Source organism: Streptomyces sp. NPDC051569, assembly GCF_044454085.1.
Taxonomy (GTDB): domain Bacteria; phylum Actinomycetota; class Actinomycetes; order Streptomycetales; family Streptomycetaceae; genus Streptomyces.
Map to the genome: position 1 here is coordinate 80,969 of NZ_JBITDJ010000023.1, position 25,559 is coordinate 106,527.

A 25,559-nucleotide genomic window follows, 5' to 3' on the forward strand; every position below is an offset into this window, starting at 1 on the left:
GACACCGCACCGATTCGCGACACCGCACCGATCCGCGACACCGCACCGATCCGCATTTCGAAGGAAGAGAAAGACAGTGGCAGTGAACACGACAGCCGACACCCTGCGCGTCAGCCATGTGGAGATATACACAGCCGACGCCCGGGCCGCCGCGGCGGACTTCGTGAACAGCTACGGGTTCCAGATTTTCGCGACCGCCGAGCGTGGCGGCCCGCAGGGCGCGAGCCGCTCCGTCGCCCTGCGGCAGGGTGACATCGTCCTGGTGATGACCGAGGCGATCGACGAGGCCCACCCGGCCGCGGCGTTCGTCGCCCGGCACGGCGACGGCATCGGCGACATCGCGCTCAGCACCCCGGACACCCGCGCGGCGTTCCACGCGGCGGTCGAGCTGTCCGCCGTACCGCTGGCCGGACCCGTCGAGCGGGACGGCTACGTCACCGCGGTCCTGGCGGCCGGTTTCGACGACGTGCGGCACACCCTCGTGCAGCGCCCCGCCGACCGCGCCGGTGACCTGGGACCGCTGCCCGGCTTCGTCCAGGTCGCCGACCTGGGGCCGGCTCCGGCCGGGATGCCCGCGCTGACCGTGCTCGACCATGTCGCGGTCACGGTCCGGCCGGGCGAGCTGGGCAAGAGCACCGCGTACTACGAGGAGGTCTTCGGCTACCACGGCGTGTACGAGGAGCTGATGGTCCAGGGCACCGAGGCGATGGACTCCAAGGCGGTCCGCAGCCCGGCGGGCGACCTGACCTTCACCGTGCTCGCCCCGGACCCGGCCTACGACGCCGGCCACATCGGCGACTTCCTGGAGCGGCACGGCAGCGGCGGTGTGCACCACCTGGCGTTCGCCACCGAGGACATCGTCACGTCGGTCGCCGACCTGCGTGAGCGCGGTATCGAGTTCCTGAAGACCCCCGCCACCTACTACGACCGTCTGCGGACGCGGCTGGACCTCGACCGGCACTCGATCGACGAGCTGCAGGCCGACGGGATCCTCGCCGACGAGGACCACGCGGGCCAGCTGTATCAGATCTTCACCCGGACCAAGCACCCCAAGCGCACGCTGTTCTTCGAGGTCATCGAGCGCATCGGCGCCGACACCTTCGGCGGCGGCAACGTCAAGGCGCTGTACGAAGCGGTCCAGGCCGAGCGCGACGAGACGCAGGAGTCCGCGCAGGAGTCCGCGGAGTCCGGACGGTGACGTCGTCCTCCTCGCCGTCCGGCGTTCCCTCCGCGTCCCCGTCGGTGGCCCCGTCCGTGCTGGACTCCATGGTCACCCCGGCGGACGCGGAGGGGCCGGCGGCCCAGATGCTGTCCGGCGCCGTCCAGGGCTTCGTCAACGGGGCGGCCGGCGACGGGCTCACCCTGCGCGCCAACCGGGCGGCCTTCGATCAGGTCCACCTCGTTCCCCGGGTGCTGGCCGACGTGTCGGCCACCAGCGCCGCCGGCCGGCTGCTCGGCCGGCCGAGTGACCTGCCGGTCGCGGTGGCCCCCATGGCCTACCAGCGCGCCGTGCACGAGGGCGGCGAACTGGCGGTGGCCGAGGCGGCCCGCGACAGCGGCGTACCGTTCACCGTCTCCACGTTCAGCAGCCACACCGTGGAGGAGATCGCCGCCGTCGGCGGCACCCTCTGGTTCCAGCTGTACTGGATGCGCTCCCGGGAGCGCACGATGGAGTTGGTGCGGCGCGCGGAGGCAGCGGGCTGCGCGGCGCTGATGCTGACCGTCGACACCCCCCGGATGGGGCGCCGTCCGGCCGACCTACGCGGCGGTTTCACCCTGCCCGACGGCGTGACGGCGGCGCACTTCGAGCGCCATGACGACGGCCGGGCCGGCACCGGCACCGGTCTGCCGGGGGACAGCGAGATCGCCGCGCAGACCGCGACACTCGTCGACCCCTCGCTGAGCTGGGCCGACATCGAGTGGCTGCGGGAGCGGACCAGCATGCCGCTGATCCTGAAGGGCATCCTGGACCCGGCCGACGCCGGCCGCGCCGTACGGTGCGGGGTCGACGCGCTGGTCGTCTCCAACCACGGCGGCCGTCAGCTCGACGGGGCGCTGCCCAGTCTGCGGGCGCTGCCCGCGGTGGCCGAGGCGGTCGCCGGGCGGTGCGAGGTGCTGCTCGACAGCGGTGTCCGCAGCGGTACGGACATACTCAAGGCCCTCGCGCTGGGCGCCTCCGGCGTCCTGCTCGGCCGTCCGGTCCTGTGGGGACTCGGCGCGGCGGGCGGCGAGGGAGCGGCGCGTGTACTGCGGCTGTTCGGCGAAGAGCTGGAGCACGCCATGGCCCTGTCCGGCTGCCCGGATCTGGCCGCTGTGGCGCGGTTGCGGTCCGTACCCGGACCGGGCGCCCCGGCCGGGCCCATTCCTGGCGGTGCCCGATGACGGCGCCGGTGTCACCCGTGGTGACATCCCCGGAGCGGGGCGCCGGCGCCGACTTCGCCGTCGACGACCTGCACGGGGCGGTGGGCGATCCCCTGCTGTCCGCGATGAATTTCCTCAACGAGATCGCGGGACGCCACCCCGAGGCGCTGTCCCTGGCGGCGGGCACCCCGCACGAGGGGTTCTACGACGTCGAGGACGTCCATCGCTGTCTGCGGCTGTTCTGCGATCATCTGCGCACGGACCGCGGATTCACCGAGGAACAGGTCCGGCGCACCCTGCTGCAGTACGGGCGCACCAAGGGCATCGTGCACGAGCTGATCGCCGCGCATCTGGCGACCGACGAGTCCATCGCCGTCGACCCGGAGTCGATCGTCATCACGGCCGGCTGTCAGGAGGCGCTCTTCCTGACCCTGCGCACTCTGCGCCGCGACGAGCGTGACGTACTCCTGGCCGTGACTCCCGCGTACGTCGGAGCCACCGGCGCCGCGCGGCTGCTGGACATGGCGGTCCTGCCGGTCGCCGACGGTCCGCGGGGGATCGACCTCGACGACCTCACGCGGCAGATCCGCGAGGCCCGCGCCGCCGGGCTGCGGCCCCGCGCCTGCTACCTCGTACCGGACTTCGCCAACCCGACCGGGATCCGCATGCCGGTGTCCCTGCGCGGTGAACTGCTCGACCTCGCCCGGCGCGAGGACATCCTGCTGCTGGAGGACAACCCGTACAGCCTGTTCCCGCTGGACGGGGAGCGGCTGCCGACCCTCAAGGCGCTGGACACCCACCGCCGGGTCGTCTACCTGGGCTCGCTGTCCAAGACGATCTTCCCCGGTGCCAGGGTGGGTTATGTGGTGGCCGACCAGCTCGTCGAGGAGAGCGCCGGGGGCGGGCCGGTGTACCTGGCCGACCACGTGGCGCGGGCCAAGAGCATGGTCACGGTCAACACCTCACCGATCGCACAGGCGGTGGTGGGCGGCCGGCTGCTGGAGTACGGAGGCAGCCTGCGCGGCGCCAACGAGCGGGAGAGCGAGGTCTACCGGCGCAATCTGACGCTCATGCTGGACGGGCTGGCCCGCCGGTTCCCGCCGCCGTCACCCGTCACGTGGACGACGCCCGAGGGCGGTTTCTTCGTCGTCGTCCAGGTGCCGTTCGATGTCACGGACGAGGTGCTGGAGCGCTCCGCCCGCGACCACCGGGTGCTGTGGACACCGCTGCGCCACTTCTACAGCGGTACGGAGCCGCTGCGCCGGCTGCGGCTGTCGTGCAGCGGGCTCGCGCCGGAGCTGATCGACGAGGCGCTGGACCGTTTCGCCGCCTTCGTCGCCGCCTGCGCTCCCGCCGGAGCGTGACGGATCCGCCGTCCGACCGCCGCTCCGGCTCCGGGTCTCCCGGGGCCGGAGCGTCCGCGCGCCGTCAGAAGACGCGCATCGGGATCTCGGCCGGGTCCGCGAGCAGCTCGGAGATCTCGTCGTCCAGGCGGACCAGGGTGATGGACGCGCCGGCCATGTCGAGCGAGGTGCAGTACTCGCCCACATAACTGCGGCGGATCTCGATGCCCCGGTCGGTGAGCTGCTTGTGGGCCAGCCCGTACACCAGGTACAGCTCGCCGATCGGGGTGCCGCCCAGGCCGTTGACCATCAGGGCGACGCCGTCGCCGGAGGTGTAGGGCAGGTCGTCGACGACCGCGGTGACGAGTTCCCGCACGATCGCGTCGGCGGGCTGCAGCTTCTCGCGCCGCCGGCCCGGCTCACCGTGGATGCCGACCCCCATCTCGATCTCGTCGTCGGGCAGGTCGAAGAGCGGGGAGCCCTTGGCCGGCGGCGTGCACGCGGTGAGGGCCATGCCCATGGTGCGGGTCACGGAGTTGACCTTCTCGCCGATGCGGTGCACCTCGTCGAGATCGGCGCCGCGTTCGGCCGCGGCGCCCGTGGCCTTCATGACGAAGAAGTTGCCCGCCACCCCGCGGCGGCCGACGGTGTACGTGGAGTCCTGGACGGACACGTCGTCGTCGACGAACAGCGTACGGACGTTGAGCCCGTCGGCCTGCGAGAGTTCTTCGGCCATCTCGAAGGCCATGCGGTCGCCCGTGTAGTTGTTGACCAGCAGCAGGACGCCCTTGGGCGAAGCGACCTGCTTGACCGTCTCGTAGACGTAGTCGGTGGGCGGCGCGGAGAAGATGTCGCCCGGGCACGCGGCGTCGATCATTCCCCTGCCGACGGTCATGGCGTGGGCCGGCTCATGTCCGGATCCCGATCCCTGCACGATGGAGACCTTGTCCGCCCGTGGGGCGTCGGCGCGCACGATCATGTTGTACTCGGGGACGTACCGGAGGGTGTCGGGGTTGGCCAGGGCCAGCCCCTGCAGCATCTCCGGGACGAAGTTCTTCGGGTCGTTGACGAACTTCTTCATGCGGGGGCTCCTAGGTCTCTGCGTACGGTGAGGGCGCCGGGGACGGAGTCGGTCCGGGGCGGCGGGCGGGCCGGACGCCGGCGCACCGGGCCGGCGAGCGGGGTCGGACGCCGGCGGCACGGGGCGCGGTCAGGTGCGGGAGGCCCATGCGTCGGCGAGGCGTTCCGCCATGACGGCGATCGCCACGGCTCCCGCGTCCGGGGAGCCGATGCTGCGCTCCCCCGTGTAGCTCGGCCGGCCACGCATGGCCTGCATCGGGGTGGTCGCGTCGGCGGCGGTACGGGCCGCCGAGGCCGCGACCGCGGCCAGCCCGGCGGAGGTGTCCGCCGGGGCCTCACGGCTGTTCACCGCGTTCTCCAGCGCGTCGGTCATCGGGATCAGCGCGTCCAGCAGCGTCTTGTCGCCGAGATCCGACTTGCCCCGCAGCTTGATGCCCTCGGCGGCGGCGCGCAGCATGGCGACCGCGTCCGTACCGCCGAGCTCGGTCCGCTCGTTGACCGCCCCGGCGGCCCGCAGGCACGCCGTACCCCACAGCGGCCCGGAGGTCCCGCCGACCCGCTTGATGATCACCTGGGCCACCTGCTTCAGGAAGGCCGACGGGGTGTCGCGGTCGAACGAGTCCCAGTCGGCGAGAACGATCTCGAAGCCCCGCGCCAGCGAGTACCCGAAGTCCCCGTCCCCCACGACGGCGTCGAGTTCGCTGAACGCTTGTTCGTTGTCGACCGCGGTCTGGGCGATGGATCTGACGACGAACTCGAGATCACTGCCTGATGTCGATGTCATGTGTCTCTCCTGACCGGCGTGAGCGTGACGTCGATACGTGCGACGTCAGTCCGTGCGGGGGGCGGCGGCGAGCAGGAATTCCAGGTCGGCGAGCCGGAGGAAGGGACGGGCGTCCCAGCCGAGCGGGTCGCTCAGCACCTCCGCGGTGATCTCCTCGGTCCCGTTCCCGACCGGCACGGGATCGCCCAGCGACGTCACGACCAGCAACGCGCCGGTGAAGTCCTCCTGCCGCGTGTAGGCGCTGGTGGTGACGACACACCCCAGGCCCGCGTCCAGCGCGGCCCGCATCCCGTTGTGGCTGTCCTCGATCACGATGACGTCGGAGGGGGCGAGCCCGAGGTGAGCCAGGGCGAACTCGTAGATGTCCGGAGCGGGCTTCTTGCGCGGGACGATGTCGCCGGCGAACACGCCGAAGCGCGCGGCGAGTTCGGGGCCGGCGGCGAGATCGAGGACGCTGCGTACGGACGGCTCCGCCGAGGTCGAGGCGACGGCCAGGGTCCAGCCCGCCGCGTCGGCCTCGGCGGCGATCCGCCGCACGCCGGGCCGGGGCGGTACGGCGCCCCCGGCGATGATCCCGGTGTAGATCTCGGTCTTGCGCCGGTGCCAGCGGGCGACCTCGTCGTCGAGCGCGGCGGGATCGGTGGGCAGTCCGGCCTCGGCGACGAAGGCGGGGGTGAGGAGCGTCTTCATACGCTCCTTTCCCCCGCCGACCTTCACCTTCTCGGCGTAGTCACGGTCGCTCCACCGCACGGGGAGGCCGAATTCCTCGAAGGTCTGGTTGAACGCGGGCAGATGCCCGTAGCGCTCGGTGTCGGCGAGAACGCCGTCGCAGTCGAAGACGAGGGCGGGCACGGTCTCACCCGGCCCGGCCGGCGCTGCCGAAGAGCGTCATGAGAGAGCCGGTCATCTCGATGACGTCCTGGCGTACGGCGCGGAAAAGGGAAGGTGGATCCCATTTCTGTTTCTCGGCGGCCGATTCCAGAAAGGCCAGATTCGACTTCATGAACTTCTCCTTGAGGGCGGTCGAGATATTGACCTTCGCGCACCCACGGGAGATGAGATCGCGGAACTGCTCGTCGGAGAGGCCGCTGCCGCCGTGCAGGGCGATCGGCAGGGGGTGGGCCGCCACGATGTCGGATACCCGCTGGAAATCGAGGACCGGTAGCTGTTTGTAGGAACCGTGCGCGTTTCCGATGGCGGGCGCGAAGACGTCGACCCGTGTCGTTTCGAGGAACTCCAGAGCGACGTCCAGATTCTGCTGGGCGGCCGCGCTGTCGCTGCCGATCCCGTCCTCGACACCCGTGATGGACTCGATCTCCCCCTCGACGTGGGCACCGTGGCGGCGGGCCTCGGCGACGACCTCGACCGTCTGCCGCATGTTCTCCTCCACCGGCAGCCGCGAGGCGTCGAACAGCACGGAGTTCCAGCCCTGGCGCAGGCACTCGGTGATGACCGCGCGCTCGGGGCAGTGGTCCAGGTGCAGGGTGACAGGCACCTCGATACCGGCCGTCATCGATGTCCACATCGCGTGGAGCACGTCGCTGCCGATCGACTTGACCGTCTTGACGGACGTCTGCACGATCAGCGGCGAGGATTTCTCCACGGCGGCCGCGAGAACGGCCTCCAGGGTGAGATCGTTGAAGACATTGATGGCCGGCACGCCGTAACGCCGCTCGAAGGCGTCGGACAGAATGTCGGTCAGCGGTACGACAGCCACGAGGACTCCTGAAAAATAGGGCTCGCCTCACGGGGATCAGGCTCGCCCGACTCATTCGACACCAGCCGGTAAAAGGCCGCTACTCGACCGCTGCTCGACGGGGACACCGTCCGGATCTCGTCCGCGCCGGGGAGACACGTGCGCGAAGCCCGGGGACAGTACGGCGGCACACCTCGGAATCGGCCGCGCCGGGCGGTCCCGGCTCTTCGCCCGGCGGAGTGACCGGCGCGGTGACCGGCGCGGTGACCGGCGCGGTGACCGGCGCGGTGACCGGCGCCCCTCCGCTCGCTCCGGGCCGCACGGAGGTAGGCCAGGACACCGGCCGGCCGGTGTCCTCACCGTGCTCCGACACCGCCTGGCCGGTACCGGTCCACGCTCGTGCCGGAATACGCCCTACCGGAGTGCGCGGGGGCGGAGTGGACAGACGTAACGGTATGACCATGTACAAAGCAGATTCACACGGCGAACAGAACGTGGGCATCAGGCCCCGTAGCGAGGTCGAGGAGACGTACCGGGCGCTGGAGGCCGTCGGAGCCGGTACGACCCAGCAAACACAGTTCTCCCGGGGCGCCCTGACGGGTTATCTGTGGGCCCTCGGGCGCGGCGACGCGGCGCCCATCACGGGCGCCGGCGCTGACGGCTCCCCCGACCTGTCCCTGCTGACGGCCGAAGTGGACGCGTCGGCGGCGCAGTTGGAGGACTCCACGCAGCGCACGGTGCCGCGCGACTACATCCAGGGGGTCCAGGCGGCGCTCGCCTGGGTCTGCGGCCACGATGACGCGCGGCCCTGACGCCGAGCCCGACCCCGACCCGTAGGCCACCCCCGGCCCCTCGGGTGACCCGTACCGGCGGGCACCCCCGCCGCCGGCCTGCGGGGAGAGCCCCGGCATGTTGTGGCACTTCTGTCCCACTGTGATCTCGTCTGTCCCACTGTGATGTAGTCCGCACATTTTTGCTCGTTAGGGTGTCCTATCTCGCGTATTATCGGTTTGCGGCCCTTGCCTCCACCGCCGCAGGCAGAGCTCCGAGCTGGCGACCGCGCTCGCGTCGGCACCTCGGCCGGTCGCTCTCCGGAGCGACCGGGCCACAGCTGGGTGTCTCGCGTCGAAACCCGGGCTCGGTCGTCCTCGTCCCCGCTTGTCATCGGATCACCGCCCCGGCACACGACGTACGCGCCGGGGCTCTCCCCATCCCCCGCTAGGAAGTTCCTCATGCACTGTCTCGACTGCCGTACCCAGGAAAAGGCCACCCCCTCCGTCGGCATCTGCCAGGGATGCGGCGCGGGTGTCTGCGACTCCCACGTCCGCGTCGCCCCCCGCTCGGTCCGGCATGGATCGCTTCTGGGTCCGTCCTCCGAGACGGAGGCCCGCACGGTTCTGTGCCTCGTCTGCGTCGGGGCCAGGACGCTGACGGCAGCGTCGACGCGGTGACCTCGGAGACCGGAGCACGGTGGTGATCGGCGGCGGCCCGGCAAGGGCACGCCGCCGGCCCGTCGTGGCCGGGACGGGAATGGCCGGGACGGGAATGGCCGGGACGGGAATGGCCGGGACGGGAATGGCCGGGGAAAAAGCAGCCGGGTCCGCCGGGCCCTTCCGGGCCGTCTGACGACCACACCCGTCAGGTGACCGGATCTCCGACGCGCAGGCGCGCTCCGTGTGCGGGCGCCGCTTCCAGCGGCTGGCGGGCCCACCGCCCCGCGATGATCGCGCACACCATGAGCTGCAACTGGTGGAAGAGCATGAGGGGCAGGATCACCAGCCCCGCCGAACCCCCGAACAGCACGGCGGCCATCGGCAGTCCCGTCGCGAGGCTCTTGTTCGAGCCGCAGAAGACGATGGTGACGCGGTCCTCCCGGCTGAATCCCAGGCGCCGCGCCGCGTAGGACGTCACCCCGAGAGCCAGCGCCAGCAGGGTCCCGGCCAGGGTCAGCAGGGCGAGCAGCCGCACGGGTGTCACCTGCTGCCAGATGCCTTCCGCCATGCCCCTGCTGAAGGCCGTGTAGACGACGAGCAGGATGGAGAACCGGTCGAGCAGGCCGAGCATCCTCTTGTGCCGGCCGATGAACCCGGCGACCCAGCGGCGCAGCAACTGCCCCGCGACGAAGGGGAGCAGCAGCTGCGTGGCGATGGACAGCAGCCCCTCGGCCGAGAAACTGACGGTGGATCCGATCAGCCAGGCCGCGAGCAGCGGCGTGATGACCATCCCGGCCAGGCTGGAGTACGTTCCCGCACAGATCGCCGCCGGGACATTGCCCCGGGCCGTGGACGTCAGGGCGATCGACGACTGGACGGTCGAGGGAACGACGCACAGGAAGAGGAGACCGGTGTAGAGCTGACCGGTGAGAGGGAACGGGGTGAGGGCGCGCGCGGCGAGACCCAGCAGCGGGAAGAGCGCGAAGGTACTCGCCCCCACCACGAGGTGGAGTTTCCACTGCCGCAGACCGTCCATCGCCTCGCGGGTGGAGAGCCGGGCGCCGTAGAGGAAGAAGAGCAGACCGATGGCGATATCGGCGGCGCCGCCGACGGCGACGGCCGCCCGGCCGGTCGCGGGCAGCAGCGCCGCGAGCGCGACCGTGCTGAGGAGGGCGGCCACGTAGGGGTCGACCGCCTTCCTCAGGCGGCCTGGCCAGGACGGCAGCCAGGACATCGACGTCACGTCATTCACCGCTTTCGGCTTGCTGCGGCGGGTGTCCGATCTGCCCGATCCACTCGCCTGAGGAAGAAGGCCGACAAGGGCAGGTCCCTGGATCGGATCCTGAGACGTCCCCGGTCCGCACGTCGATCGCGCCACCGCCCCCGTCGTGGTCACTGCCCGCCGTACCCCTGCTGGCGATCAGTGTGTTGAGCGTTCGATCGACCTCCAGCCAAGAGTCCGCCGAGGAGTTGTCGATCACCAGGAGGCCGATGTGCCGGCCGGCGACGGGATCCGGCGGTCGCCGTTCGTCGTCCTGGACGCCCAGGGGGGTGGCCGCCGCCGCGGTCGGTGCGACACCGCCGCACAGCACGCCGGCGGTCGCCGCGACAACAGCTCCCGTCGCGGAGGCCCGCATCACCAGGGGCCCTTTTCTCGGAATTCGATGGCGCCCGGTTCCGGACCGGAAGAAATTCGATGACACGAGAGAGGATCCGCGGTTACACCGATACCGGTCGGCGGTCGGTGTGGTGTCTGCTGATGTTCTTCTCCAGGAGTTCCGTGGAACCCTTCACTCCGACCGCTCCGGTCTCCCTGGTGTCCGGCAGCCGACCGTCGGCCAATTTGAGATCGACCAGCGCACCGTCGATCGCACCGTGCGCGGCGAAAAGGCACGGTGTGCTGTAGATGGCGATATCGACGCCGAGTTCCGAGAGTTCGGTCAGGGAAAGCCTCGGCGATTTGCCGCCCGCGATCTGGTTGAAGAGGAGTGGCTTGTCGCCGACGACCGCCCGGATCCTGCGGATCCAGTCGACGCTCCTGACCCCGTCGACGAGGATCACGTCGGCGTCGGTCTCCGCGAGGGCGGCGGCCCGCCGGACGATCTCCGCCTCCTCCGTGGCGTCCGTCCGTGCCACCACGAGCAGGTCCTGCCTGCTGCGCAGCACCAGATCGAGCTTCTCCAGGTACTCCTCAAGGGGCAGGATCAGTTTGCCGTCCGCGTGTCCGCAGCGACGCGGTCGCTTCTGGTCCTCCAGGATGACGCCCGAAGCCCCGGCGCGCTCCAGTCGCTGCACCACGTGGCAGGCGACCTCGGGATCGACGTAGCCGTCGTCGATGTCCACGAGCAGGTGGTGCTGGGGAAAGGCGAGACGCAGCCGTTCCACGAACGCCACCATGTCCGGCCAGGCGATGAAACCGATGTCGGGGAGCCCGTAATGCGAAGCGGCGAACCCGAATCCGGAGACGAAGAATCCGTTGTAGTGCTGCGCGGCGATGGACGCCGAGTACATGTCGTAGATACCGATGAGAGGCGTTGTGCGAGGCTCTTGGACCGCTCTTCGCAGGGCATTTCCGTAAGGCATGATTTCTCCCTCGTTCCAGAACCCGGCCGATGGCGAGTTCGGGCGGTGTGCTGACAGGCACAGGTTTGCAGAAAACCAAGAGACCGTAAAACGACACACCGGATCGTGGTCCGATCGGGAAGTTTTCAAAGGTCATACCTATATGTGTGATATTCACATTGAATGACTCATGTCACGGCAGTTGAAGGCCGGCCGGGACGGCACCTTTACTGCGACTTGGTTGCAGTTGCGAGTCGTGCGCCCTGAACTGAGGGATGACGCGATCCGAACCGACGAAAGCGGTCTCATGACCACCACGACGTCGTCGCGGCCCACGGCCGCATCGCACCTGCAGCGGCTGCGCGCGTCCATGACGCGTCAGGAGTGGATACGGCTCGGCGGGATGGGTGCCTTCATCCTGGGGCTCCATGTCATCGGCTGGTTCACCCTGGTGGCGATCGTCGCGCCCGAGCACCACAGCCTGGGAACGAAGTCCTTCGGTATCGGAATCGGTGTCACCGCCTACACCCTGGGCATGCGCCATGCCTTCGACGCCGACCACATCGCGGCCATCGACAACACCACGCGCAAGCTCATGAACGAGGACCAACGCCCGCTGTCCGTAGGGTTCTGGTTCTCCCTCGGCCACTCCAGCATCGTCTTCGGGCTGGCCTTCCTGCTGTCCCTGGGCGTCAGAGCCCTCGCCGGTCCGGTCAGCGACAACGGCTCGCGGCTGCACGACATCACGGGCCTGATCGGCACGACGGTCTCCGGGGTCTTCCTCTACCTCATCGCCGGGATCAACATCCTCATCCTCGTGGGGATCTGGAAGGTCTTCCGGAAGATGCGCTCCGGACACTTCGACGAGGCGGCTCTCGAAGAGCACCTGAACAAACGGGGCTTGATGAACCGGCTGCTCGGCCGGCTGATGAAGTCGATCACCAAGCCGTGGCAGATGTATCCGCTGGGTCTGCTCTTCGGTCTCGGCTTCGACACCGCCACCGAGATCGCCCTGCTGGTGCTGGCCGGCTCCGGCGCCGCTTCCGGGCTGCCCTGGTACGCGATCCTCTGCCTGCCGGTCCTGTTCGCGGCCGGCATGTCCCTGCTGGACACGATCGACGGCTCGTTCATGAACTTCGCCTACGGCTGGGCCTTCTCCCAACCGGTCCGGAAGGTCTACTACAACCTCACCATCACCGGCCTCTCGGTCGCCGTCGCCCTCATCATCGGCACCGTCGAACTCCTCGGCCTGCTCGCCGAACTCCTCGGCCTGCACGGCCTTTTCTGGGACTGGGTCGGGGGCTTGGACCTCAACATCGTCGGCTTCGTCATCGTCGGCCTGTTCTTCGCGACCTGGATCACCGCGCTGGCCGTCTGGAAGTTCGGCCGTATCGAGGAGAAGTGGACAGCCGGACTGAGCACGACCGGCCGGGAGGCGGACTGACCTACCGGTGGCCGAGGCTCCGCGTGCGAGGAGCCGCGTCGGAAGAAGAACCGCGTACGAAGAGCCGCCTACGAAGAGCCGCGTACGCGGGCGGCCGGCGGAAGTACGCCTGGAAACGCCCCTGTTCGCGGCGGGCCACCGGGCGGCGGCCCGTGAGCCGGGCCGTGGGAGGACGCGTACCTCTGGCGGCGGGTCAGAGCGGCTTGACCGCGCCCATCGTCCTCGTGACGGTGATCTCGATGACGACGCGCCGGGGATTGACCCGCGGCGGACGGTAGCGCCGGGTGTAGCGCTCGACGGCGTCGGCGACAGCATCCGGGTCGTCCTTGACGACCGCGGTTCCCTCCAGGGTCGCCCAGCGCGCCCCCTCCGCCTGACTCACCGCGGCGACGGCCCCGGGCCCGGCGTCCACGATGTTGCGCGCCTTCTTGCTGGTGGCGCTGGTAATGACACGGGCGATGCCGGTCTCACTGTCGTAGGTCACCCCCACGGGAACGAGATGGGGCGTGCCGTCGGGGCGGGTCGTGGACAGGAAACCGATGTGGCGTTCCTGCCAGAAGGCGAGGAACTCCGGGTCGGAACGCAGGTGCGGTGCTGCCATCGTGCTTCCTTCGGGTGGCTGTTGCCGGTTGCCGGGCGGCCGTCCTGACCGGACCGGATGTCACCCGCAGCGTCTCACGGGCTCTTCCGGTGGGCCGTACACCCGGTCAGTCCCCCTGACCGGGCCGGGCCCGGAGCAGGAGGGAGAGGCCGTGGTCGAAGCGGTCGTCGAAGGACGCCTCCTCGAAATGGGCCACGACGCGGTGCAGCGAGGGGTGGTCGGCCGGGGTCACCGCCGTACGGAAGCGGTGCTGGTCGGCGCGGGGGAAGGACTGCTCCTCCTGGGTCAGGCCCAGGACGAAGTAGAGGACCGACCAGCAGACCCAGACAGCCTCGCGTTCCCCTCGGCCCGCGGCGAGCAGGGACTCGACCATGAGGTCGGCGAAGCCGAGGGTGGCGGGCTCGACCGGGTAGGTGCCGGCCACGATCCTTGCCCCGTCGCGGTGCGCCAGCAGCGTCCCGCGATACCGGCACGCCAGCTCGCGGGCTCGCTCCTCCCCCGGCTCGGGCAACCCGGCGACGGACACCTCGCCGATGATCGCGTCCGCCATCAGCTCCACCAGACGCGGCTTCGTCTTGGCGTGCCACAGCACGGTGTTCATCCGTACGCCGAGCAGATCGGCGGTCCCCCGGACCGAGACCCCGTCCGCTCCCTTGTCCTCCAGCAGGCGCAGGGCCGCGCGTACGACGGCCCCGACGTCGAGCCGGACCCGGCGGGATGCCTGGGCTTGCGATTTGGTCACCGACCTAGTCTACGGATCACACGGTCGTGGTCGGCGGCCAGCCATCGTGCGGACGCGCGGGGCGGTCCGCGACCGGCGACCGGCCGCGTACGGCGGGCGTGTCAGTCCCGGCCGGGAGAGACCACCGGGCCGTACGCTGAGCCGGCGGCCCGGGCAGAGCGTGGGCGTCGTCGCACCACGGGGACCGCACGCGCACCGGTGCCGAGGCATCCGACGGGTGCGCCGCCTTTCCCGACGACGAATGCGGAGACGCTCATGCGGTCCAGCCCCCCGACACCGCATCTGTTCAGCCGGGTTCCGCTGGCCGGCAACTACCCCGCGGCGGTGGTCCTGGCACTGCTCGCGCTCTCCCCCTACCTGGTGCTCACCACCGCCACCAGCCTGATGCAGTCACTGCTCATGCGGGATCTCTCCGCGACCCCGTTCGAGCTGCAGCTCACCAGCGGACTGTCCAACGCCGCCTACGCGTTCGGGGCGGTGGCGGCCGCGGACATCGTCCAGCGGATTCCCCGGCGCCTGCTCTATCTCATCTGCGAGGCGGGCTTCGTGGTGAGTACGGTGCTGGCGCTGAGCGCTCCGGGGATCGCCCTGTTCACGACGGGCGTGATCCTGCAGGGGCTGGCCACCGGGATGCTGCTGGTGGCCGCGCTGCCGCCGCTGATCACGGGGCACGGCGTCGAGCGACTGCCCACCACCGCCGCCGTCATCAGCCTCGGGCTCTTCGGGGTGGTGACCTTCGGGCCGCTGGTGGGCGGCCTGGTCGGCAGTGTGGGGGGCTGGCGGTACCTGTTCGCCGCGATCGGCGTCCTCGCGGCGATCGGGCTGACCGTCGGCGCCCTGACCTTCGAGAGCAACGAACCGCCCGCGAAGAACGCGGAGTTCGACTGGCTCGCCATTCCGCTCGCGCTGGGCGCCACCGTGCTCCCGTTCTTCGGTGTCTCCTGGCTGACCCGCGGCTCGTTCACCCATCCCGCGTTCCTCACCCCGGTCATCGTCGGGCTGCTCTTCGGTGTGTTCCTGGTGGTGGGGCAGTACCGCAAGGCCAACCCGCTGATGCCCGTGCGACCGATCAGCAACACACTCCCGGTCGCCGGAACGCTCGGCGCGATGATCGTCGGCGCGACGTTCATCACCCTGCTGGAGCTGACCGAGGCCTATCTGCTGCGTGTGCCGCACTACGGTCCCCTGCGGGTGGGCGCGCTCGTCACCACCCAGCTCGCCGGTGTGGTGATCGCCTCCGTGCTGTTCCGACGCCTGGTGACGACCCGCTGGACTCCCTACCTGGCGCTGTCCGGCCTCCTCGGCGTCGCGGTGGGCGCGGCCGTACTGCTGAGCGTCTCCGCGTCGAACGCGTCAGCGCTCGTCCCCGTGGCCGCGCTGTTCCTGGGATACGGCGCGGGTGCGGGCGTGGCTCCGGGGCTGTTCCTGGCAGGTTTCTCGGTACCCGTACTGAAGATCGGTCCCACCTTCGCCCTGGTGGAACTGCTGCGGTCGGAAGCGGCGTTCCTGATCGGGCCCGTCCTGCTGCATCTCGCGCTGACGACGGGCATCACCCACGGATTCCACCTCGCCGTACTGATCACGATGTCGATGGCGCTGGCCGGTGTGCTGCTGATCGTCGTGGTGTACGTGCTGGGCGGTGCCCGCCCGCGCCCGCCCGAGCTGGAGGCGTGGATCACCGGCGAGTCGACCGCTTACCACTCACCACCCCTGGCGGCCGCGATCCGGAAGGTATGACGGCACGGCGAGGTCGCGGATCTTCCCCTGCCTCGGCGAGAGCGGCGGCACCACCGGCATCGTCGAACTGCTCGCCACGGCACGTTCCTGACCCCGCGCCGGCGCCCGGGCGGGGCACCGCCGGAGGGAACCCCACTCCGGTGGCGCCCCCCTTCCCCGGCGCTCCCGCCCCTCAGCCCCTTACCGGGCGGAGGGGCGGGAGGGCCTTCTCAGCACTGCCGCAGACCGGGGGCCGGGTCCTGACCCGTGCTCACGTCGACGGCGGGCACATTGCCCCACTGGCCGTTGTCGAGCTGCGTCCAGTACCAGATGTCGTTCTGGCCGGGGTGCGGGTCGCCGTGTCCCCAGCAGGCGAACCAGCTGAACGTGCCGGTCAGGGTGCCCCGGGTCGCCGAACGGTACGAGCGGTCCGCATATCCCTTCGCCCCGGCCTTGTTCCCGCAGTACAGCCTGCCGTCCGAGCGGACACCGCACTCGGCGGCCGGCTTGGCCCCGGCCGGTGCGACAGCCGTCGCCGGGTGACCGAACGCGACCAGACCGGTCGTCAGGACCGTCGCGGACACCAGGACAGCGATCTTCCTGCGTACATTCACCGCACAACTCCCTTGCTCTGTGCGCGAGCGCGCCCACATGAGCATGGGCCAGGCCGCCGGACCGGGAGCACCGCCATACGGGTGGACCTCGGAAGCCCGGCCGCCGCCTTCGGCGCGGTCAACGCCGCTGCCGCCCGCCCGACTTCGCCCCGCGCACGGCGCGTCCGCGCGCGCCGACGCGCCCGCCGCACGGTGTTCGTGTGCGGGGGCACGCCGGTCAGGGGTCGTGCGTATCAGGTGGTGCGTATCAGGTCGTGCGTACCGGAAGCCGGACCCTGTCGCGAGGACCTGCGGTGTTCCTACCAGTCGTGGACGGTGCCGTCCTGGAGGCGGTTGACCGGCAGATAGGCGGCCTTGTACGCGTGGGCGGCGGCGAGGTCCTCGTTCAGCTCCACGCCGATGCCGGGTGCCTCACCCGGGTGCAGATATCCGTTGGTGAAGGTGTACGCGTGCGGGAACACCTCTTCGGTCAGCGCCGTGTACCCCGAGTACTCCTGGATCCCGAAGTTGTGGATCGCCAGGTCGAGGTGGATGGCGGCGGCCATGCCGACCGGTGAGATGTCCTCCGGCCCGTGGATGCCGCTCTTGATCTGGTGCTGCGCGGCGAAGTCGAAGAGCTTCTTCAGTGGTGAGACACCACCGAAGTGGGTGACGGAGGACCGCACGTAGTCGATCAGCTTCTCGCTCACGAGCGTCTGATAGTCGTACACGGTGTTGAAGACCTCGCCGATCGCGAGCGGCGTCGTCGTGTGCTGGCGGACCAGGCGCAGGGCGTCCTGGTCCTCGGCGGGCGTGCTGTCCTCCAGCCAGAAGAGACGGTACGGCTCAAGGTCCTTGCCCAGCTGCGCCGCCTGGATCGGCGTGAGGCGGTGATGGGCGTCGTGCAGCAGCGGCAGCTCGGGGCCGAACTCGTTGCGGACCGCCTCGAAGACGGTGGGGATGTGCCGCAGGTAGGCCGCGGTGTCCCAGTCCTCCACCAGCGGACGGGCCTGCTGGTGGGGCACGGGTCCGTCGGTGCCGTCATGGCCGCTGCTGTGTACGCCGTACACGGCCTTCAGGCCCGGGACGCCCGTCTGGATCCGGATGGACGGGTACCCCTCGGCGATCCGGGCACGGACGGAGTCGAGCAGCTCGGGGATGTCGTTGCCGCTGGCGTGGCCGTAGGTTCCGACGCGCTCACGGCTCGCGCCGCCCAGCAGCTGGTAGAGCGGAAGGCCGGCGGCCTTGGCCTTGATGTCCCACAGGGCGACGTCGACGGCGGCGATCGCGGCCATCGTGACCGGTCCGCGGCGCCAGTACGCGCCTCGGTACAGGGACTGCCAGGTGTCCTCGATGCGGTGCGGGTCGAGGCCGATCAGCAGGGGGACCACGTGGTCCTGGAGGTAGCTGGCGACGGAGAGTTCGCGGCCGTTGAGCGTGGCGTCGCCGAGACCGGAGAGGCCTTCGTCAGTCGTGATCTTGAGGGTGACGAAGTTGCGGCCGGGACTGGTGACGACGACCTTCGCGTCGACGATCTTCATGAATACGCTCTTCCTGAGCTCGGGTGGGGGCGGTGGTGGGTGCGACGGAGAGAGAGCGGGTCGCGGGCGGCCGGGGGCTTCGCGGGCAGGTCAGCCCTTGGAAGCGCCTGAGGTCAGCCCGGCCACGAGGTATTTCTGTCCGAGGAGTGCGGCGAGGAGGACCGGCAGCGTGATGAGGGTGGCGGCGGCCATCAGCCCGCCCCAGTCCGTGCTCGCGTAGGAGATGAAGTTGAACAGGGTGACGGGCACGGTCTGGGTGTGCTCGTCCGCGAAGATCAGCGCGAACATGAAGTTGTTCCAGCTGAAGACGAACGCCAGCAGGGACGCGGTGGCCGTGCCGGGCGCCGCCAGCGGCAGCGAGATGCGCCAGAAGGCGCCGAACGCGGACAGTCCGTCCGTACGCGCGGCCTCCTCCAGCTCCACCGGCAGGCCCTCGAAGAAGCTGATCATGATCCACAGGATCAGCGGGACCGAGACGAACATGTGACTGAGCACCAGCACGGTGTACGAGCCGACCAGGCCCGCCTGCGCGAACAGGTAGTACCAGGGGACGAGCAGCGAGATGCCGGGAACGATGCGCGCGACCAGGATGAGAGAGCCGGCGCGATGCATCCGGAACCGTCCCACGGCCCAGGCGGCCGGCACCGCGATGACCGCGGAGAGCACGGTGGACAGCGCCCCGACGATCAGGGAGTTGCCCATCGACTTGAGGATCAGACCCGCGTCGATGACACTGCGGAAATTGTCCAGGGTGGGGGAGAACCACAGTCCGACGCTCGGATCGGTCACCTGGACGTTCGTCTTGAACGCGGCGGCGAACATCCAGACGAGCGGCAGCACGAAGACGAGACACACCACGGTGATGGCGATCGCCCGCAGCCAGGACCAGCTCCTGCGCTTCCGGCCGTTGACCGGCGGGGGCGGACGCAGGCCGGTGGTCGTCTGCCGCGTGCGGGAAGAGACGGTGGCGCTCATGCGGACTTCCTTCCGGCACGGCGGCGGAGCAGGACCACGACGCCGATGATGAAGAGCGTGAAGAGGACCAGGACAGCGGAGGCGAGCCCGTACTCCTGGTAGTCGAAGGTGAGGCCGTAGGAGTAGACGTTGAGGGTTTCGGCCTCGAAGTCCGAACCGCCGCCCGCACCCTTCGTGGTGTAGAGGATGTCGAAGGTCTTGAGAGCGTCGACGGATCGCAGCACGAGAGCGGTGGCCAGCGTCGGGCCGAGCATCGGCAGGATGATGTAGCGGAAACGCTGCCAGCTGTTGGCCCCGTCGACGAGGGAGGCCTCTTCGGGCTCCTCCGGGAGGGTGGTCAGCCCGGCGAGCAGGAGCAGGGTCATCATCGGTGTCCACTGCCAGACGTCGATGAGCATCAGGGTCGGCAGCGACTGGCTCACCGAACCGAGGAACTCCTGCTGGGGCAGCCCGACGGAGGCGAGCAGGTGGTTGGCGATGCCGTTGGTGGGGTCGAGGATCAGCAGCCACAGGATGCCGATCGCGACCGGCGTGGTGAGCAGCGGAATGATGAGGACCGTGCGGACCCACCGCATGCCGCGGAACGGCTTGCGCATGAGCATCGCCAGGGCGAGACCGAGCACGGTCTCGATCACCACGGCACCGACCGTGAAGATCACCGTGCGCTGGGCGGCGGGCCAGAAACGGCGCGAGTCGCTCAGTGCGTCGGTGAAGTTCCGCAGGCCGACATAGCCCTTCTTGGCGTTCACCGCGCCGAAAGCGTCGGTGAAGCTGAGGTTGAGCGTGAAGACCAGTGGGAAGAGGATCATCAGGCCGACGAAGATCAGCGCCGGTGCGAGCATCGCCCACTTCAGACGCCGGTTGGCCTGCTCGAACGTTCGCGGGGCCCGCGCGCGGGAAGCCGGCACACGCGGGGCCGCGCCGACCGCGCGGCCGGGTGACGTCTTGGAGACCTCGGTGGTGGACATCAGGACTCCCGGTGGCGGTTGTCGCGGACGAGGAAATCGCCGAACTCAGCGTCGGCGTCGCGGGCGACCGGTGCCACGGCGTTACCGAGAATCCCGGCCACCAGCGGGCGGCCGATGATGTCCCGCGCGCGGCCGACCTGGAGGACCCGGGGCCGGTCATATCCCACGCCCCGCTCGGCGTTGAGCCGCATGGACTCCGCGAGCTCGGGCGGGAACGAGGCGAGGGTCCTGGGGTTCGACCACGCCGACTCGCGGGCGCCCGGAATGCCCGACTCCTGGATCTCGGCTGCCATCTCGAGGCTGGACGCCCACCGGATGAACTCCCAGGCGTCATCGCGCAGCAGGGAGAACTTGTTGATCCCCAGGCTCCAGGACGGGATGTTGTGCGGCCGGGCACCGGCCGGACCGGCCGGGAACGGGGCGAAGCCCACGGTCTTGCCCACGGTCGATATCTTCGGGTCGAGGAAGTTGCTGTAGACGGCGTCGGCGTCGATGAAGAACGCCGCCTTGCCCTGGGCGAAGACCGGCAGGGACTGTTCGAGGCTCATATTGGTGGCACCCGGCGGGCCGGCCTGCTTGAGCAGCTTGCCGTAGTACTCGTACGCGGCCAGCGCTTCCGGCGTACCGATGCCGGACTTTCCGTCGACGGTGAAGTCACCGCCGAAGGAGTAGAGATAGCTCGACCACTGGCTGACGGCGCCGCTGCGCTGCCCCCGCCCGACGTAGCCGTAGAAGCCCTTGCCGCGGTTCGTGAGTTCCAGGGCCGTCGCCAGCAACTCGTCGAGCGTGCCGGGCGGTCCGCCGAGATCCTCGACGAGGTCCTTGCGGTAGTAGAGCGCCGGGCGTTCGGTCACCACCGGAACGCTCAGCACCTTGCCCTCCGTGACGGACGCTCCGCGCGGGGCCTTCTGGAAGTCGGCCCAGTTGTACGCCTTGTCGCCTTCGACCCGGTCCGTGAGATCGGCGAGCCAGCCGTTGTGCGCGAAGAGCAACTGCTCCTGGAGGGCCCGGACCATCATGACGTCGACGTCAGTGGCGGACGCGTTGAGTTTGACGTTGTAGCTGCTGGCGAGCTGGTCCGCGGTGAGCAGGGACATGGAGACCCTGCGTCCGATGCGGTCCTCGAACTCCTCTATACGACGACCGATCGCCTGCGACCAGACGTGGTTGATCGCCATGATCCTGAGCGGCGCGTCCGGAGAGGCGGTACGACCGCGTGCCGAGCAGGCGCTGAGCGACCCGATGCCCGCTGCGGCTGCGACGCCGGCGGCCAGCTTGCCGAAAGAGCGCCGGCTGAGGAACTGGCTGCTCGTGGACATCCTTGTCCTCGTCTCTTGATGTGGTGCATCCCGATTACCTGGTCCAACTGGTAGGACCAGGTGGACCGTAACAGCAGACATCCCACCCTGACCAGCCTTGAACACCCGATATCACGCGCCGCAGATGGGCATTCCACGCAGAGGCATGACGGTGAAGTGACGGTGGGCCGTGCGAACCACGCCACCATCAGGCGCACTGCCGGGCAAGGGGGTTGACGCCCATGGACGGGCCGATGCGTACCTCGGGTTCACCGCCGCCCCGGGGCGGCGGCCCGGCAGCCGGGCTCAGGGCGAAGGGGGTGAAGGGGGCGTGAACGGGCCGGGCGCGGCCACACCGCCGCCAGGAAGCTCTGGCGCGGTTCCGGTTCACACGCCGTCAGATCGCCGGAGGGGCGAGACGCTCCGCGTTCGCGGCATCGAGGACGGACAGGCCGGCGACGGGGGTGTTTCGCCCCGTTCTAACCGCGTGCGGGGGACTCTCCGAGCAGCGTCTCGATGTGCTGCCGTGCCATCACGTTCACATTGAGGTCGACGTCCGCGCCGTAGGTACGCAGGCCGAGGGTGAGATGCGCACGCATGCGCTCGCAAGCCAGCTCGACATCGCCCGCGACGATCGCCTCGAAGATCTCCGGGTGTTGCGGCACACCGGGCTCGCTGATCGACGGATCGGAATTCGAGCGGAGCATCATCTCGAACATCATCCCGCTGATCGACGACAGCATGATCCGCAGTACGGGATTGCCGCTCGCCGCCGCGATCGCATCGTGGAAGTCGACATCCGCCTGCGCCTTGAGGACGACATCGGTCGCCGCTTCCAGGGCATCCCTGGCCACCCGCATCGCCGCGAGGTCCTCCGGCGTCGCGCGTGCCGTCGCCAGCCTGACGGTCTCCACCTCAAGGGGGACACGTGCCTCGATGAGCTGCCGGACGGTGGGCCGCCCCGCGCGGTACAGCGCGTCATAACTGCGTGCCTGCCGGGACGTCTGCTCGCAGACGAACGAGCCCCGGCCCGGCGCGACCTGGATCAGATGCTGGGCCTCCAGCCGCCGCAGGACCTCACGCACCACGTTCCGGCTGGCGTGGAACTGAACGGCGAGTTCACGCTCCGAGGGCAGCTTGGTCCCGACGGCGATCTCTCCGGACCGGATGTCGTGCTCCAACTGACGCGCGATGCGTTCGGTCAAGAGTCCGCGCTGGGCGGGAGGTGCGACACGGCCCGCCTGTGAGGAAGCGGCAGCTGGCATGCGTAGGAGGATACAGGCGAATGTCCGCCGGATGGGCGGTTCGACCGGACGTAGTACGACCGGAGGGCCATGACCGTCGGCGGTGCGGAGGTGTCCGACCGGCGCCGGCCGTCGCGGTGGAGCCGCCCGGGACACACGCCGCCCTGCGAGTGGGGCGCCGCCGGCGGGGAGCGGCCGAGCAGGGCGCCCCCGGCAGGGCCTGGCCGAGCAGGGCGCCCGCGCGCTCCCCCGTGCGCTCCCCCGTGCGGGCGACGCCCGCGAAGCGCCCGTGTGGGGACGGGACTTGCCGAGGAAGGCTTGAGGGGTGATCCACGCCGTACTGCACGCACTGTCGATCACCGGCTCCATGACCTGGGAGATCACATGGGCCCTGATCCTGGGCTTCGCCCTGTCCGCCGTGGTCCAGGCGGTCGTGCGCAAGTCAACCGTCGTCTCGCTACTGGGCGATGACCGTCCACGTACGCTCGCCGTCGCGGCCGCCCTGGGCGCGGCCTCGTCCTCGTGCTCCTACGCGGCCGTGGCGCTGGCCCGTTCGCTGTTCCACAAGGGCGCGGACTTCACGGCCGCGATGGCCTTCGAGATCGCCTCCACCAACCTGGTGGTGGAGCTCGGTGTCATTCTCGCTCTGCTGCTGGGCTGGCAGTTCACGGCGGCGGAGCTCATCGGCGGCCCCATCATGATCGTCGTGCTCGCGGTGCTGTTCCGTCTTTTCCTGCGCGACAGCCTCCTCCGCCAGGCCCGTGAGCAGGCAGCTCGCGGTGTGGCGGGCTCCATGGAGGGCCACGCCGCGATGGACATGTCCATGCGGCGAAAGGGTTCCTTCGCCCGCCGTCTCCTGTCTGCCGAGGGATTCACCTCGACGGCCCACGTCTTCGTCATGGAATGGTCGGCGATCCTGCGGGACCTGGTGATCGGTCTGCTCATCGCCGGCGCCATCGCCGCCTGGGTACCGGACTCGTTCTGGCACTCGTTCTTCTTCGACGGCCACCCGCTCGCGTCGAGACTCTGGGGCCCGGTCATCGGCCCGCTCGTGGCGATGGCCTCATTCGTCTGCTCGATCGGAAACGTACCGCTCGCCGTGGTGTTGTGGAAGGGCGGCATCAGCTTCGGCGGGGTGGTCGCGTTCATCTTCGCCGACCTGCTGATCCTGCCGATCCTCCACATCTACCGGAAGTACTACGGCGCGAGGACGGCCCTCTTCCTCCTCGGGACCTTCTACCTCGCGACGGTCATCGCCGGATACATCGTCGAGTTCATCTTCGGCGGCCTCGGACTCGTCCCCGACCAGGCCGGCGCGAAGCTCCCCGTCGAAGGCATCACCTGGAACTACACCACCTTTCTGAACATCACCTTCCTGCTTCTGGCCGCGGCCCTGCTCCTCCGGTTCTTCCGCACCGGAGGAAGGGGCATGCTCCGCATGATGGGCGGCACACCCCGGTGACCGCCAGGAGCACGGTGGCTCCAGGCGGGCAGGCGCAGTCACTCGCCGGCTCGGCGCCTCCCGGCCGCGCCGAGCGGTGATCAGGCCTGCAGGACACCGGTGCCGAGCAGGGCGAACAACAGCGCGCCGACGATGATCCGATAGACGACGAACGCGTCGAAGGAGTGTTTGGCGATGAATTTCAGCAGCCAGGCGATCGACGCGTACGCGACGAGGAACGAGACCAGGGTGCCGACGGCCAGCGGCACCGGGTCCACTCCCCCGCCGACCGCGTCCTTCAGTTCGTACAGTCCCGCGCCGGTCAGCGCCGGAATCCCGAGGAAGAAGGACAAGCGGGTGGCGGCGATCCGGTCCAGGTCGAGGAGGAGACCGGTGGAGATCGTCGCCCCGGAACGGGAGAAGCCGGGGAAGAGCAGCGCCAGGATCTGCGAGCAGCCCACCAGCATGGCGTCCGCGAAGGTGGTGTCGTCCTCGTTGCGTTTGTGCCGCCCTCTCTGGTCCGCGACCCACATCAGCGCGCTGCCGACGATCAGCGAGCCCGCCACCACCCACAGGGAGGCCAGCGGCCCCTCGATGAGGGGTTTGGCGGCCAGGCCGACGATCACGATGGGAATGGTGGCGTAGATGACCCACCAGGCGAATTCGTAGTCGTGGCCCTGGCGTTGGCCTCGGTCGACCAGCCCCCTTCCCCAGGCGGAGGCGAATCGCGCGATGTCGCGGAAGAAGTAGACGAGGACGGCGGCGATCGCCCCGACCTGGATCACCGCGGTGAACGCGACCACCGCCTTGTCGTCGACCGGGATGTCCATCAGACCTTCGGCGATCTTCAGATGGCCGGTGGAGGAGACCGGCAGGAACTCGGTGATCCCCTCGACCACGCCGAGAACGATGGACTGGCCGATACCGATTGCGCTCAACTGAATGTCCTTCGAGGGTAAAAGGTCAGGGACGCCGTACGTGGGTCATGGAGCACCGGATCATCGGGGCTCCTGGCGGCTCGTATGGCGGACCACCTCGCAGTCGTCCAGAATCACCAGGCCCTCGGTCACGAGCTCGTCCAGCCGGGGCAGGAACGCGCGGATCTTCTCCTCCGTGTCGACGATGACGACGGCCACCGGCAGATCCTCGCTCAGCGACAGCAGCCGCTGCGTATGGACCAGCGAGGAGGACCCGAAGCCCTCGATCCCGCGAAAGGCACTCGCGCCCGCGAGTCCGGCCTTGTGGGCGCGGTGCACGATCTCCGTATAGACCGGTCGGTGGTGCCAGAGGTCGGATTCCCCGACGAAGATCGTCACGCGCAGGGCCGTGCCCGTCAGTCCGGTCATGATTGCCTCCACGCCACGACGCGGCGCGTCAGCCACGCCGCGCTCCGTAGGACCAAGAGTGCCGTGAGCAGGGTCGGGCCCGGGTACGCCATGCCGATACGGGGCCTTCTCCCGTCCACCAGCTGTTCGACGCCCACCCCCATAGGGGAGAACACGCGGAGAACACCGTGAACCCGCCGCAGCGGGGTGGCGTGGCGTGGCCGGCGGGCGCGAGGAGGTGGCGTGACCCGGCAGGAAGGGCGGAGACACGACCTGCGCCCGGAAGCTCGTCGCTGAGCGTCCGGAACCCGGCGGAACTAGGGCCTGTGTGAGGTCGTGATCATTCGGTCGCCGGTAAGAGGTCGTTGATCCAGATCAGGGAGGCCCGGAGGTGGAGTCCGGCGTCGTAGCT

General features: G+C 69.6%; 24 protein-coding genes. 8 read left to right on the forward strand and 16 right to left on the reverse strand.

Features of this window, described 5'->3' with window-relative positions; all coding sequences use genetic code 11:
* Window positions 1-82: 82 nt before the first annotated feature.
* The 3 genes from hppD to ACIBAE_RS25805 are packed head-to-tail and all read left to right on the forward strand — an operon-like array spanning window position 83 to window position 3,725.
* Window positions 83-1,198: a 4-hydroxyphenylpyruvate dioxygenase gene (hppD, locus tag ACIBAE_RS25795; RefSeq protein WP_399289792.1), complete on the forward strand. Its 1,116-nt coding sequence runs from the start codon at window positions 83-85 to the stop codon at window positions 1,196-1,198.
* The gene (locus ACIBAE_RS25800; protein WP_399289794.1) at window positions 1,195-2,382 is read left to right on the forward strand and encodes an alpha-hydroxy acid oxidase; all 1,188 of its coding nucleotides are present in this window, start codon (window positions 1,195-1,197) and stop codon (window positions 2,380-2,382) included. Before hppD ends, ACIBAE_RS25800 begins: the two co-directional genes overlap by 4 nt.
* Window positions 2,383-2,399: 17 nt before the next feature.
* Window positions 2,400-3,725: a PLP-dependent aminotransferase family protein gene (locus tag ACIBAE_RS25805; protein ID WP_399289796.1), complete on the forward strand. Its 1,326-nt coding sequence runs from the start codon at window positions 2,400-2,402 to the stop codon at window positions 3,723-3,725.
* A 64-nt stretch (window positions 3,726-3,789) separates the two neighbouring features.
* Here the strand turns inward: ACIBAE_RS25805 and dhaK are convergent, their stop codons facing one another.
* The 4 genes from dhaK to ACIBAE_RS25825 all read right to left on the reverse strand — a co-directional run bounded on the left by dhaK (window position 3,790) and on the right by ACIBAE_RS25825 (window position 7,285).
* Window positions 3,790-4,785 carry a dihydroxyacetone kinase subunit DhaK gene (gene dhaK, locus ACIBAE_RS25810; protein ID WP_399289798.1) on the reverse strand — a complete coding sequence of 332 codons (996 nt, stop codon included), beginning with the start codon at window positions 4,783-4,785 and terminating at the stop codon, window positions 3,790-3,792.
* A gap of 129 nt (window positions 4,786-4,914) precedes the next feature.
* Window positions 4,915-5,568 carry a dihydroxyacetone kinase subunit DhaL gene (dhaL, locus tag ACIBAE_RS25815; RefSeq protein ID WP_399289800.1) on the reverse strand — a complete coding sequence of 218 codons (654 nt, stop codon included), beginning with the start codon at window positions 5,566-5,568 and terminating at the stop codon, window positions 4,915-4,917.
* A 45-nt stretch (window positions 5,569-5,613) separates the two neighbouring features.
* Window positions 5,614-6,420, reverse strand: coding sequence for an HAD-IA family hydrolase (locus ACIBAE_RS25820; RefSeq protein WP_399289803.1), 807 nt, complete (start codon window positions 6,418-6,420; stop codon window positions 5,614-5,616).
* A 4-nt stretch (window positions 6,421-6,424) separates the two neighbouring features.
* Window positions 6,425-7,285, reverse strand: coding sequence for a ketose-bisphosphate aldolase (locus ACIBAE_RS25825; protein WP_399289806.1), 861 nt, complete (start codon window positions 7,283-7,285; stop codon window positions 6,425-6,427).
* A gap of 440 nt (window positions 7,286-7,725) precedes the next feature.
* On the opposite strand from ACIBAE_RS25825, the gene ACIBAE_RS25830 reads away from it, so the two are divergent.
* Together ACIBAE_RS25830 and ACIBAE_RS25835 are read left to right on the forward strand one after the other, a co-directional pair.
* Entirely contained in the window at window positions 7,726-8,076 is a 351-nt protein-coding gene (locus ACIBAE_RS25830) for a hypothetical protein (RefSeq protein WP_399289809.1), read from the forward strand.
* Window positions 8,077-8,496: 420 nt separating this feature from the next.
* On the forward strand, window positions 8,497-8,715 hold the full coding sequence (locus tag ACIBAE_RS25835; RefSeq protein ID WP_399289813.1) for a DUF2180 family protein: 219 nt from the start codon (window positions 8,497-8,499) through the stop codon (window positions 8,713-8,715).
* A gap of 187 nt (window positions 8,716-8,902) precedes the next feature.
* Here ACIBAE_RS25835 and ACIBAE_RS25840 read toward each other — a convergent pair whose 3' ends face one another.
* Together ACIBAE_RS25840 and ACIBAE_RS25845 are read right to left on the reverse strand one after the other, a co-directional pair.
* Window positions 8,903-9,931, reverse strand: a complete 1,029-nt coding sequence (locus tag ACIBAE_RS25840; protein WP_399289855.1) for a bile acid:sodium symporter family protein — start codon at window positions 9,929-9,931, stop codon at window positions 8,903-8,905.
* 485 nt (window positions 9,932-10,416) lie between these two features.
* Window positions 10,417-11,280 carry an oxaloacetate decarboxylase gene (locus ACIBAE_RS25845; RefSeq protein ID WP_399289815.1) on the reverse strand — a complete coding sequence of 288 codons (864 nt, stop codon included), beginning with the start codon at window positions 11,278-11,280 and terminating at the stop codon, window positions 10,417-10,419.
* A 349-nt stretch (window positions 11,281-11,629) separates the two neighbouring features.
* On the opposite strand from ACIBAE_RS25845, the gene ACIBAE_RS25850 reads away from it, so the two are divergent.
* Window positions 11,630-12,703, forward strand: coding sequence for a HoxN/HupN/NixA family nickel/cobalt transporter (locus tag ACIBAE_RS25850; RefSeq protein ID WP_399289858.1), 1,074 nt, complete (start codon window positions 11,630-11,632; stop codon window positions 12,701-12,703).
* Window positions 12,704-12,896: 193 nt separating this feature from the next.
* Here ACIBAE_RS25850 and ACIBAE_RS25855 read toward each other — a convergent pair whose 3' ends face one another.
* Both ACIBAE_RS25855 and ACIBAE_RS25860 read right to left on the reverse strand, forming a co-directional pair.
* A complete protein-coding gene (locus ACIBAE_RS25855) occupies window positions 12,897-13,304 on the reverse strand; it encodes a TIGR03618 family F420-dependent PPOX class oxidoreductase (RefSeq protein WP_399289818.1) in 408 nt (135 codons plus the stop codon).
* Window positions 13,305-13,410: 106 nt separating this feature from the next.
* Complete coding sequence (locus ACIBAE_RS25860) at window positions 13,411-14,046, reverse strand: TetR/AcrR family transcriptional regulator C-terminal domain-containing protein (RefSeq protein ID WP_399289821.1); 636 nt, start codon at window positions 14,044-14,046, stop codon at window positions 13,411-13,413.
* Window positions 14,047-14,301: 255 nt separating this feature from the next.
* On the opposite strand from ACIBAE_RS25860, the gene ACIBAE_RS25865 reads away from it, so the two are divergent.
* A complete protein-coding gene (locus ACIBAE_RS25865; protein WP_399289824.1) occupies window positions 14,302-15,783 on the forward strand; it encodes an MFS transporter in 1,482 nt (493 codons plus the stop codon).
* Between the two features lie 209 nt (window positions 15,784-15,992).
* Here the strand turns inward: ACIBAE_RS25865 and ACIBAE_RS25870 are convergent, their stop codons facing one another.
* The 6 genes from ACIBAE_RS25870 to ACIBAE_RS25895 all read right to left on the reverse strand — a co-directional run bounded on the left by ACIBAE_RS25870 (window position 15,993) and on the right by ACIBAE_RS25895 (window position 22,402).
* The gene (locus tag ACIBAE_RS25870; protein ID WP_399289826.1) at window positions 15,993-16,376 is read right to left on the reverse strand and encodes a hypothetical protein; all 384 of its coding nucleotides are present in this window, start codon (window positions 16,374-16,376) and stop codon (window positions 15,993-15,995) included.
* Between the two features lie 299 nt (window positions 16,377-16,675).
* Window positions 16,676-17,896 (reverse strand): D-mannonate dehydratase ManD, encoded by a 1,221-nt coding sequence (manD, locus tag ACIBAE_RS25875; protein ID WP_399289829.1) that lies wholly within the window; start codon window positions 17,894-17,896, stop codon window positions 16,676-16,678.
* Window positions 17,897-17,986: 90 nt separating this feature from the next.
* Window positions 17,987-18,871: a carbohydrate ABC transporter permease gene (locus tag ACIBAE_RS25880; protein WP_399289831.1), complete on the reverse strand. Its 885-nt coding sequence runs from the start codon at window positions 18,869-18,871 to the stop codon at window positions 17,987-17,989.
* A complete protein-coding gene (locus ACIBAE_RS25885; protein ID WP_399289833.1) occupies window positions 18,868-19,839 on the reverse strand; it encodes a carbohydrate ABC transporter permease in 972 nt (323 codons plus the stop codon). The genes ACIBAE_RS25880 and ACIBAE_RS25885 overlap by 4 nt, the downstream gene beginning before the upstream one ends.
* The gene (locus tag ACIBAE_RS25890) at window positions 19,839-21,158 is read right to left on the reverse strand and encodes an ABC transporter substrate-binding protein (protein ID WP_399289835.1); all 1,320 of its coding nucleotides are present in this window, start codon (window positions 21,156-21,158) and stop codon (window positions 19,839-19,841) included. Before ACIBAE_RS25890 ends, ACIBAE_RS25885 begins: the two co-directional genes overlap by 1 nt.
* A gap of 458 nt (window positions 21,159-21,616) precedes the next feature.
* Window positions 21,617-22,402 carry a FadR/GntR family transcriptional regulator gene (locus ACIBAE_RS25895; protein WP_399289837.1) on the reverse strand — a complete coding sequence of 262 codons (786 nt, stop codon included), beginning with the start codon at window positions 22,400-22,402 and terminating at the stop codon, window positions 21,617-21,619.
* Window positions 22,403-22,709: 307 nt separating this feature from the next.
* Between ACIBAE_RS25895 and ACIBAE_RS25900 the strand changes: the two genes are divergently transcribed.
* Entirely contained in the window at window positions 22,710-23,843 is a 1,134-nt protein-coding gene (locus ACIBAE_RS25900; protein ID WP_399289860.1) for a permease, read from the forward strand.
* Window positions 23,844-23,923: 80 nt separating this feature from the next.
* Here the strand turns inward: ACIBAE_RS25900 and ACIBAE_RS25905 are convergent, their stop codons facing one another.
* Together ACIBAE_RS25905 and ACIBAE_RS25910 are read right to left on the reverse strand one after the other, a co-directional pair.
* Window positions 23,924-24,760 carry an undecaprenyl-diphosphate phosphatase gene (locus ACIBAE_RS25905; protein ID WP_399289840.1) on the reverse strand — a complete coding sequence of 279 codons (837 nt, stop codon included), beginning with the start codon at window positions 24,758-24,760 and terminating at the stop codon, window positions 23,924-23,926.
* Between the two features lie 60 nt (window positions 24,761-24,820).
* On the reverse strand, window positions 24,821-25,168 hold the full coding sequence (locus ACIBAE_RS25910; RefSeq protein WP_399289842.1) for a DUF190 domain-containing protein: 348 nt from the start codon (window positions 25,166-25,168) through the stop codon (window positions 24,821-24,823).
* Window positions 25,169-25,559 lie beyond the last annotated feature (391 nt).

What these genes read in the sequence shown, in the direction of transcription:
- ACIBAE_RS25850 (WP_399289858.1), top strand. Translation starts at nt 11,630, where the DNA reads ATGACGCGTCAGGAGTGGATACGGCTCGGCGGGATGGGTGCCTTCATC.
- ACIBAE_RS25880 (WP_399289831.1), bottom strand. Translation starts at nt 18,871, where the DNA reads ATGAGCGCCACCGTCTCTTCCCGCACGCGGCAGACGACCACCGGCCTG.
- manD (WP_399289829.1), bottom strand. Translation starts at nt 17,896, where the DNA reads ATGAAGATCGTCGACGCGAAGGTCGTCGTCACCAGTCCCGGCCGCAAC.
- ACIBAE_RS25910 (WP_399289842.1), bottom strand. Translation starts at nt 25,168, where the DNA reads ATGACCGGACTGACGGGCACGGCCCTGCGCGTGACGATCTTCGTCGGG.
- ACIBAE_RS25840 (WP_399289855.1), bottom strand. Translation starts at nt 9,931, where the DNA reads ATGTCCTGGCTGCCGTCCTGGCCAGGCCGCCTGAGGAAGGCGGTCGAC.
- ACIBAE_RS25885 (WP_399289833.1), bottom strand. Translation starts at nt 19,839, where the DNA reads ATGTCCACCACCGAGGTCTCCAAGACGTCACCCGGCCGCGCGGTCGGC.
- ACIBAE_RS25855 (WP_399289818.1), bottom strand. Translation starts at nt 13,304, where the DNA reads ATGGCAGCACCGCACCTGCGTTCCGACCCGGAGTTCCTCGCCTTCTGG.
- dhaL (WP_399289800.1), bottom strand. Translation starts at nt 5,568, where the DNA reads ATGACATCGACATCAGGCAGTGATCTCGAGTTCGTCGTCAGATCCATC.
- ACIBAE_RS25845 (WP_399289815.1), bottom strand. Translation starts at nt 11,280, where the DNA reads ATGCCTTACGGAAATGCCCTGCGAAGAGCGGTCCAAGAGCCTCGCACA.
- ACIBAE_RS25865 (WP_399289824.1), top strand. Translation starts at nt 14,302, where the DNA reads ATGCGGTCCAGCCCCCCGACACCGCATCTGTTCAGCCGGGTTCCGCTG.
- dhaK (WP_399289798.1), bottom strand. Translation starts at nt 4,785, where the DNA reads ATGAAGAAGTTCGTCAACGACCCGAAGAACTTCGTCCCGGAGATGCTG.
- ACIBAE_RS25895 (WP_399289837.1), bottom strand. Translation starts at nt 22,402, where the DNA reads ATGCCAGCTGCCGCTTCCTCACAGGCGGGCCGTGTCGCACCTCCCGCC.
- ACIBAE_RS25830 (WP_399289809.1), top strand. Translation starts at nt 7,726, where the DNA reads ATGTACAAAGCAGATTCACACGGCGAACAGAACGTGGGCATCAGGCCC.
- ACIBAE_RS25890 (WP_399289835.1), bottom strand. Translation starts at nt 21,158, where the DNA reads ATGTCCACGAGCAGCCAGTTCCTCAGCCGGCGCTCTTTCGGCAAGCTG.
- ACIBAE_RS25835 (WP_399289813.1), top strand. Translation starts at nt 8,497, where the DNA reads ATGCACTGTCTCGACTGCCGTACCCAGGAAAAGGCCACCCCCTCCGTC.